The 8244-nt window shown below is 66.1% G+C and carries 7 protein-coding genes; 3 read left to right on the top strand and 4 right to left on the bottom strand.

All coding sequences use genetic code 11. The features are described from left to right. Positions 1 to 146: 146 nt before the first annotated feature. The 4 genes from QZY67_RS05560 to metF are packed head-to-tail and all read right to left on the bottom strand — an operon-like array spanning position 147 to position 4638. On the bottom strand, positions 147 to 713 hold the full coding sequence (locus QZY67_RS05560) for a uracil-DNA glycosylase (protein WP_295368949.1): 567 nt from the start codon (positions 711 to 713) through the stop codon (positions 147 to 149). Next, a complete protein-coding gene (locus QZY67_RS05555; RefSeq protein ID WP_295368948.1) occupies positions 710 to 3118 on the bottom strand; it encodes a homocysteine S-methyltransferase family protein in 2409 nt (802 codons plus the stop codon). Before QZY67_RS05555 ends, QZY67_RS05560 begins: the two co-directional genes overlap by 4 nt. 12 nt (positions 3119 to 3130) lie before the next feature. Continuing rightward, positions 3131 to 3781, bottom strand: coding sequence for a vitamin B12 dependent-methionine synthase activation domain-containing protein (locus QZY67_RS05550; protein WP_295368946.1), 651 nt, complete (start codon positions 3779 to 3781; stop codon positions 3131 to 3133). Next, positions 3778 to 4638 (bottom strand): methylenetetrahydrofolate reductase [NAD(P)H], encoded by an 861-nt coding sequence (metF, locus tag QZY67_RS05545; protein ID WP_295368944.1) that lies wholly within the window; start codon positions 4636 to 4638, stop codon positions 3778 to 3780. The genes QZY67_RS05550 and metF overlap by 4 nt, the downstream gene beginning before the upstream one ends. Before the next feature lie 503 nt (positions 4639 to 5141). Between metF and aspS the strand changes: the two genes are divergently transcribed. The 3 genes from aspS to gatA are packed head-to-tail and all read left to right on the top strand — an operon-like array spanning position 5142 to position 8243. After that, positions 5142 to 6464 (top strand): aspartate--tRNA(Asn) ligase, encoded by a 1323-nt coding sequence (aspS, locus tag QZY67_RS05540; protein WP_295368942.1) that lies wholly within the window; start codon positions 5142 to 5144, stop codon positions 6462 to 6464. Positions 6465 to 6476: 12 nt separating this feature from the next. After that, complete coding sequence (gatC, locus tag QZY67_RS05535; protein ID WP_295368940.1) at positions 6477 to 6764, top strand: Asp-tRNA(Asn)/Glu-tRNA(Gln) amidotransferase subunit GatC; 288 nt, start codon at positions 6477 to 6479, stop codon at positions 6762 to 6764. 12 nt (positions 6765 to 6776) lie between these two features. After that, positions 6777 to 8243, top strand: coding sequence for an Asp-tRNA(Asn)/Glu-tRNA(Gln) amidotransferase subunit GatA (gene gatA / locus QZY67_RS05530; RefSeq protein WP_295368938.1), 1467 nt, complete (start codon positions 6777 to 6779; stop codon positions 8241 to 8243). Position 8244: the final 1 nt, after the last annotated feature.

The raw sequence follows: 8244 nt of genomic DNA, 5'->3' as shown, positions 1-8244 counted from the left end.
CCATCCTCCCTCGTTCCAGCATCCCTCTCACCTCCTCCTCTATTTTACCTCGTATAAACGAAAAAGCCCAGCATTTGCTGGACTTTTTCGACAGACTGAAAAGACCGCCCGCTGTCCTTAAACAGCGGGCGGTCTTTTATGGTCTCTCAGTAGGTTCTGGTGCAGATCTCTTTGATTTTGGCCTGGAGGGACTTCAGGTCCTCAAAGGCGGCCGGGCGCCAGCCCGGGTTGCGGAGCAGGGCCGCCGGGTGGTACATGGCGGTCATATGCACCCCCGCCTTCTCCACCCACTGGCCGTGCTCCCTGGTGATTTTGAAGTCCTCTTTGATCAGCTTCATGGCAGCGATGCGGCCCAGGCAGACGATAATCTTGGGCCGGATGATTGCCACCTGGTTGCGCAGGTAGCCGATGCAGGCCTCCTGCTCCACGTTGAGGGGGTCCCGGTTCTGGGGCGGACGGCACTTGACCATGTTGGTGATATAGATTTTGCTCCGGTCCAGGTCGATGATCTCCAGCATGTCGTCCAGCAGCTTGCCGGCCCGGCCCACAAAGGGCTCCCCCTTCAGGTCCTCCTGTTCGCCGGGCCCTTCGCCGATGAACATGACCTCGGCGCCCGGGTTGCCTGAGCCGAACACCACGTGGTTTCTCGTCTCGGCCAGGGCGCACTTCCGGCAGGCCATGCACTCGGCCTGGAGCGCCTCCCAGTTCTTCATGCCTTCTCCTCCCCATTCTCTGCTCCGTAGACTTTTCTGGCGTAGCGGACGGTGGCCATGGCGTCCCTGGCGTAGCAGTCGGCGCCGATGCCGGCGGCGTACTCCTCCGTGAGTACCGCGCCGCCCACCACCACCTTGACGCCGCTGCCGCTCTCCCGCAGGGCTTTAATGGTCTCCTCCATGCTGACCACTGTGGTGGTCATGAGGGCGCTCAGGCCCACCAGCTTCACGCCGGGGGCGGCGGCGGCCTCCACAATCTTCTCGGGAGCCACGTCCTTGCCCAGGTCCATCACCTCAAAGCCGTAGTTCTCCAGCAGGACCTTGACGATGTTCTTGCCGATGTCGTGGATGTCCCCCTTGACGGTGGCCAGCACCACCTTCCCCTGCTTCTCCTCCGTCTCGCTGGCCATGGCGGCCTTGACCACCTCAAAGGCGGCCTTGGCCGCCTCGGCGCTCATGAGCAGCTGGGGCAGGAAGAGGGTCTTTTGCTCAAAGCCCTGCCCCACCCTGTCCAGAGCGGGGATGAGTGCGCTGTTGACCAGCTCCAGGGGCTGCGCGCCCCGCTCCAGCGCAGCCCGGGCGGCCTGGGCCGCTCCCTCCTGCATGCCCCTGGTTACGCACTCCTCCAGGGACAGGTCCGTCCCGGCGGCGGGCGCGGCCGGGGCGGCGGTCTGGCCGCTGTACGCCCCGATATAGCCGCCGCACTGGCTGTCCAGTCCGGCCAGGGCACAGTAGGACCGCCAGGCGCCCATCATGCCCTCGGCCAGGGGGTTGATGATGGCGCAGGACAGCCCGGCCTCCAGGGCCATGGCGAAGAAATTTGCGTTGATGATGTCCCGCCGGGGCAGGCCGAAGGACACGTTGGACACGCCCAGAATGGTGTGTCCCCCCAGTTCGTCCCGCACCCGTCGGAGGGTCTCCAGGGTGACCAGGGCGGCCCTGGGCTCGGAGGAGACGGTGAGGGTCAGGCCGTCAATCACAATGTCCTCCGGGGGGATGCCGTACTCCGCGGCGGTGGCGTAGATCTTCCGGGCCACCGCCAGGCGGCCCTCGGCGGTCCCGGGGATGCCGCCCTCGTCCAGGGCCAGGCCCACCACCACGCCGCCGTACTTGCGCACCAGGGGGAACACCGCCTCCATGCTCTCCGCCTTGCCGCTGACCGAGTTGATCATGGGCTTGCCGTTGTAGCGGCGCATGGCCCGGGCCATGGCCTCGGGGTTGGAGGTGTCGATCTGGAGGGGCAGGGGGATGACGCTCTGGAGGGCGCACACCGCCTCCTCCAGCATGGCGGGCTCGTCAATCCCGGGCAGGCCCACGTTCACGTCCAGGATGTGGGCCCCCGCCTCCTCCTGGGCAAAGCCCTCGTTGAGGATATACTCCAGGTCGTGGCTGCGCAGGGCCTCCTTGAAGCGCTTCTTGCCGGTGGGGTTGATGCGCTCGCCGATGATGACGGGCGCGGGGCCAATCTCCACCGCCTGGGAGAAGGAGGACACCACGGTCCGCCCCTTCCCCTTGGGCGGGGTGGCGGGGATGTCCCGGCAGGCGGCGGTGAGGGCGCGGATATGGTCGGGGGTGGTGCCGCAGCAGCCGCCCAGGCCCCACACGCCCAGCTTTGCAATGCGCTCCATGACGGCGGCAAACTGCTCCGGCGTTACGTCGAACACGGTTTTGTCCCCCTCCCGCCGGGGCAGGCCGGCGTTGGGGTTGACCACCACGGGCACAGAGGACAGCTTCACCAGCTCCTCGGCCAGGGGGAGCATCTGTTCCGGGCCCATGCCGCAGTTGACGCCCAGGGCGTCCACCCGCAGGCCCTCCAGCAGAGCCACGGTGGAGGCGACGGTGCCGCCGGTGAGCAGCTTGCCGCTCTCGTCGTACACCGTGGTCACCACCACGGGCAGGTCGCTGTTCTCTTTGGCCGCCAGCACGGCGGCCTTGGCCTCGTAGCCGTCGCTCATGGTCTCGATGAGCACCAGGTCAGCCCCGGCTTCAGCGCCCACCCGAACCACCCGGGCGAAGAGGGACACCGCGTCCTCAAAGTCCAGATCCCCCATGGGCCGCAGCAGCCGCCCGGTGGGGCCCATATCCAGGGCGATGTAGGCGTCGGCCTCCCGGCCCGCCTCCGCCCTGGCACGCTTCGCGTTGTCCACAGCGGCCCGGATAAGCTCATCCAGGTCCCATTCCCCGCCGTCGGGGAACTTCAGGGCGTTGGCCCCGAAGGTATTGGTGCAGATGACGTGGCTCCCCGCCTCCAGATAGGCCCGGTGCACGGCCTGAATCCGGTCGGGATAGCGCAGGTTCCAGGTCTCGGGCAGCTCGCCGCCCTTGAGGCCCTGGGCCTGCAGCAGGGTCCCGGTGCCTCCGTCAAAAAAGAGGCGCTCATGCCCCAGTTTCTCCAAAAAACTCATAGGTTCCTCCTGTTATCTGCGAAAGGCGCAGTCAGTCTTGCCGCAGGCCTCGCAGCCCTGCCGGCGGCAGGGCGCCGCCTGGCGGGACATGCCGATCACCGCGGTGACCGACTTCATGGGGGCCAGCAGCATCTGCCCCGTCACCGTCAGGCCGATTCTGGCTGGGGTCTGGAGCAGGGTTGTGATGTCCCGCTGGTGGGCGATGGAGAAGTCCCCATAGCCCGGGCTGAACCGGGGCCGGAGATGCCACCCCTCCCCCGCCGCCTCACGGCGCAGCGCCTCCCAGGCGCTGTCGCAGCAGGCCTCAATGAGGGCGGCCGCCGCGGCCTGGAGGATCACCGCCTCGCTCATCCGCACGGCGGTGGCTCTTGCGATGAGCCGGTCGGCCTCCACGCCCAGGGTGGCGGCGAAGAGGATCACCCGCTGGCAGCCCTTCAGGTTGCGGGACAGGCTCTGGCTCTCCACCCGGACCTCCCCCAGCTCCAGCGCCCCGTCGGGCAGGTGGGTGAGGGGAAATTCCCGGCTCACCCACCGGGGCGTGACTGCCTGCTCCAGCCGCCGGGCGCAGGCACGGATGGTCTGCTCCATGCCGCTGTCGGGCGGCGTGTCTCTCCGGTAGCCTAAGTACCGGCATATCTCGCCGTAGTCCGCCTCCAGGGTCACTTCAGGACCTCCGACAGGCTGGCCTGAATGCCGGCGGCAATCTCCGGCTTGTTCATGGAGTAGATATGGATGTGGCTGACGCCGTTGGCGATGAGGTCGATGATCTGTCCGGCGGCGTAGGCCACGCCGGCTTGGCGCATAGCCGCCGGGTTGTCTCCGAACTTGTCCACAATGGCCTTGAACTTCTCGGGCAGATAGGTGCCGGACAGCTTGCAGATACGGGCGATCTGCTTGCCGTTGGTCACGGGCATGATGCCCGCCACCACGGGGACGGTGATGCCCTTCTCCCGGATGCGGTAGAGGAAGTTGTAGAGGATGTTGTTGTCAAAGAACATCTGGGTGGTGAGAAACTCGCAGCCCGCCTCAACCTTGGCCTTCAGGTGGTCGATGTCGCTGGCCTTGGTGGGGGACTCGGGGTGACCCTCGGGATAGCAGGCGCCGCCCACGCAGAAGTCGCCGCTGGCCTTGATCTCCCGCACCAGCTCGGCGGCGTGGTGGTAGTCATGGGCTGGAGCGCCCCCTTCCGGAATGTCTCCCCGCAGGGCCAGTACGTTGCTGATACCGCTCTCCTTCAGCTTGCCCAGCACCTGGTGGACGTGCTCCCGGGTGGAGGAGGCGCAGGTCAGGTGGGCCAGGGGCTCCACGCCGTACCTGTCCCGGATGCCCGCGGCGATGCCCACGGTGTAGTCGCTGGTGCCGCCGCCCGCGCCGTAGGTGACGCTCATGAAGTCGGGTCTGAGGGCCGCAATCTCCTCCGTGGCCTTTGCCACCGACTCGTAGGAGTCGCTGGTCTTGGGCGGGAAGACCTCGAAGGACAGGGTGACTTTGTCCTGGCTGAGAATGTCAATGATTTTCATGGCTTGGTTCTCTCCTTTTGATGCGCCTGAGCGCCAGGAGCCGGCAGGCCCTGGCAGCGACTGCTTCAGTGCTGTTCATTATAGCACATTCCATCGGCAAAGATCATCTTTTTTCTTGTGTGGAAAAAAATTGAAGGAAATAATCGTTGACAAATATACTCCTGCGGGCGTATAATGCCCCCAACATCACAAAGGCAACGAGAAAGACCGCCCCTCGGGCATCCGACAGAGAACGCGGGTCACCGACTGAGAGCCCGCCCCGGAGAGAAGAGATGGCGCAACACTTTTGAGCCGGCGTGCCGAGCCTCCTGACGGAGGGGTAGGTCCGCCCGTCCCCCTCCGCGTTAAGGAGTATAAGAGGTCGCGTCAATGGGGACGCCGCAACTTTGGGTGGTACCGCGGAACAGGTATGTTTCGCCCCGAAACTGCTTTGGCAGTCTCGGGGCTTTTTTCGTTTTTTGTGGTGGAATTTTTTTACTTTTTCCAAAAGGATGTGAACGGTCATGATCACAGCGACAGCTCTTACCGCAGTCAAGCAGCCCGCGATCCGCGACATTATCGGAGGTGCCCTGTCCAATCAGGCCGTCTCCGTCCGGGGTATGGTCCACGCCCTGCGTGACATGGGGGGGCTCACCTTCCTGCTCCTGCGCAAGGGGGACGGGGTGCTCCAGTGCGTGTGTCCGCCGGAGGTGGACCTGGACGGCGTCACAGAGGAGTGCGCCGTGGAGGTGCTGGGCACGGTGCATAAGGAGGCGCGGGCCCCCGGCGGAGCCGAGCTGGCCGCGGCGGCGGTGCGGGTGCTCTCCCGGCCCGCCGCCCCCATGCCGGTGCCAGTATCCAAGTGGAAGCTGAACCTGACGCTGGACTCCCGGCTCTCCCTCCGCCCTGCGGTGCTGCGCAGCCTGCGGGAGCGCAGCGTGTTCCGCATTCAGGCAGGCATCTGCCGGGCCTTCCGGGAATACCTCCAGAGCCAGGATTTTACGGAAATCCACACCCCAAAAATTGTCCACGCCGGGGCCGAGGGGGGCAGCAACATCTTCCGGCTGGACTACTTCGGCCGCAGGGCCTTCCTCACCCAGTCCCCCCAGTTCTACAAGCAGGCCATGGTGCCCGTCTTCGAGCGAGTCTTCGAGGTGGGTCCCGTGTTCCGGGCGGAGAAGCACAGCACCGCCCGCCACCTGAACGAGTATACCTCCATGGACCTGGAGATGGGCTATATCGACAGCTTTTATGATATCATCGCCGTGGAGACCGGCTTTCTCCGTTACTGCTTCCGCCTGCTGGCGGAGGAGCACGCCGGCGACCTGGCCCGGCTGGGGGTCACCCTCCCCGAGATGACGGACATCCCCTGCGTCCGGTTCGACGAGGCCAAGCGCCTGGCGGCGGAGAAGTACGGCTACGCCATCCGCAACCCCTACGACCTGGAGCCCGAGGAGGAGCACGCCATCGGCCGGTACGCCAAGGAAGTGTGGGGCAGCGACCTGGTCTTTGTCACCCACTACCCGGCCAGAAAGCGGCCCTTCTACGCCATGGACGACCCGGAGGACCCCAGGTACACCCTGTCCTTTGACCTGCTCTTCCGGGGCATGGAGGTGACCACCGGCGGCCAGCGCATCCACGACTACGCCGCACAGGTGGCCAAGATGGAGCGGCTGGGCATGGACCCGGAGGCGTTCGCGTCCTACCTCATGCTCCACAAGTACGGCGCGCCCCCCCACGGCGGGCTGGGCATCGGCCTGGAGCGGCTAACCATGCAGCTGTGCGGGCTGGACAACGTGCGCCTGGCTACACTCTTCCCCCGGGACCGCACCCGGCTGGAACCTTAAGGAGGCATTGAGATGAAAATTACCGAAGAGCTGGTGGACTACGTCTCCACCCTGTCCCGGCTCCGCCTGCCCCGGGAGGAGAAGGCCAGAATGACCGGCGAGCTGGAACAGATTGTCACCTATATGGACACCCTCAACACCCTGGACACCGACGGCGTGGAGCCCATGAGCCACATCTTCCCCCTGAAAAATGTGCTCCGGGCTGATAAGGTTGTCCCTTCGGCGGACCGGGAGGCGCTGCTGTCCGGCGCACCGGATAGAGATGCCGAGACCTTCCGGGTGCCCAAGGCCGTGGAATAAGGAGGGTTTATCGTGAAAGAACTGCTGGAGCTGAGCGCCCTGGAGCTGGGCGCGGCCATCAGGGCGGGGGATGTGTCCATCGCCGAGGCCACTCAAACCGCCCTGGACGCGATGGCGGAGCGGGAGCCCTCCCTCAACTGCTTCATCACCGCCGCCGGCGAGGGGGCCATGGCCCGGGCCCAGGCCCTCCAGGCCGGGGCGAAAGAGGCGGAAAGCCCCCTGTACGGCGTACCCATGGCCCTCAAGGACAACATCTGCACCAGAGGGGTCAAAACCTGCTGCGCTTCCAGGATTCTGGGGGACTTCACGCCCCCCTACGACGCCGCAGCGGCAGAGCGGATGGCGGACGCCGGGGTTATCTCCCTGGGCAAGCTGAACATGGACGAGTTCGCCATGGGCTCCACCACCGAGACCTCCTTCTACGGCCCCACCCGCAACCCCTGGGACACTTCCCGGGCCCCCGGCGGCTCCTCCGGAGGCGCGGCGGCGGCGGTGGCCGCCCGGGAATGCTGGTTCGCCCTGGGCTCGGACACCGGCGGTTCCATCCGCCAGCCCGCCGCCTTCTGCGGCGTCACCGGCATCAAGCCCACCTACGGCACGGTCAGCCGGTACGGCCTCATCGCCTATGCCTCCTCCCTGGACCAGATCGGCCCCATCGCCCGCACCGCCGCCGACTGCGCCGCTGTGCTGGACGCCATTCAGGGGAAGGACAGGCGGGACGCCACCTCCCTGGACATCCCCGCCGGCGGCCTGCTCTCCGGCCTGACCGGGGACATCCGGGGCATGAAAATCGGCCTGCCCGCCGACTGCTTCGGCGATGGTCTGGAGCCCCAGGTGGCCGCCGCCGTCCGGAATGCCGCCGCCGTGCTGGAGGCCAGAGGCGCCAAGGTGGAGACCTTCTCCTTCCCCCTGATGAACTATATGGTGCCCACCTACTATATCATCGCCTGCGCCGAGGCCAGCAGCAACCTGTCCCGGTACGACGGCGTGAAGTACGGCTGGCGGGCTCCCGAATACGAGGACCTGACCGACCTCTACTGCCGCACCCGCACCGAGGGCTTCGGCGCCGAGGTGAAGCGGCGCATTCTGCTGGGCACCTTTGTCCTTTCCTCCGGGTACTACGACGCCTACTACAAAAAGGCTCTCCAGGTCAAGGCCCTCATCAAGGAGGCCTTTGACAGGGCCTTCGAGCAGTACGACCTGCTGCTCACCCCCGTCTCCCCCACCGCCGCCCCCAAGCTGGGGGAGAGCCTCAGCGACCCGCTGAAGATGTACCTGAGCGACATCTACACTGTGCCCGCCAACCTGGCTGGCCTGCCGGGGCTGTCCATGCCCTGCGGGTTTGACGGCGGCCTGCCCATCGGCGCCCAACTCATCGGCCCGGCCCTGGGGGAGGCGGCCGTCCTCAACGCCGCCCACGCCTTCCAGCTGGACACGGATTACCACAGACGTTCCCCCTATGGGAAGGAGGCGGTCTGAT

It is taken from the genome of uncultured Pseudoflavonifractor sp. (assembly GCA_904419835.1).
In the GTDB taxonomy this organism is placed as follows: Bacteria; Bacillota; Clostridia; order Oscillospirales; family Oscillospiraceae; genus Pseudoflavonifractor.
Note: the sequence above shows the minus strand (reverse complement) of the source record. Positions and strands in the feature narration are given on the sequence as shown.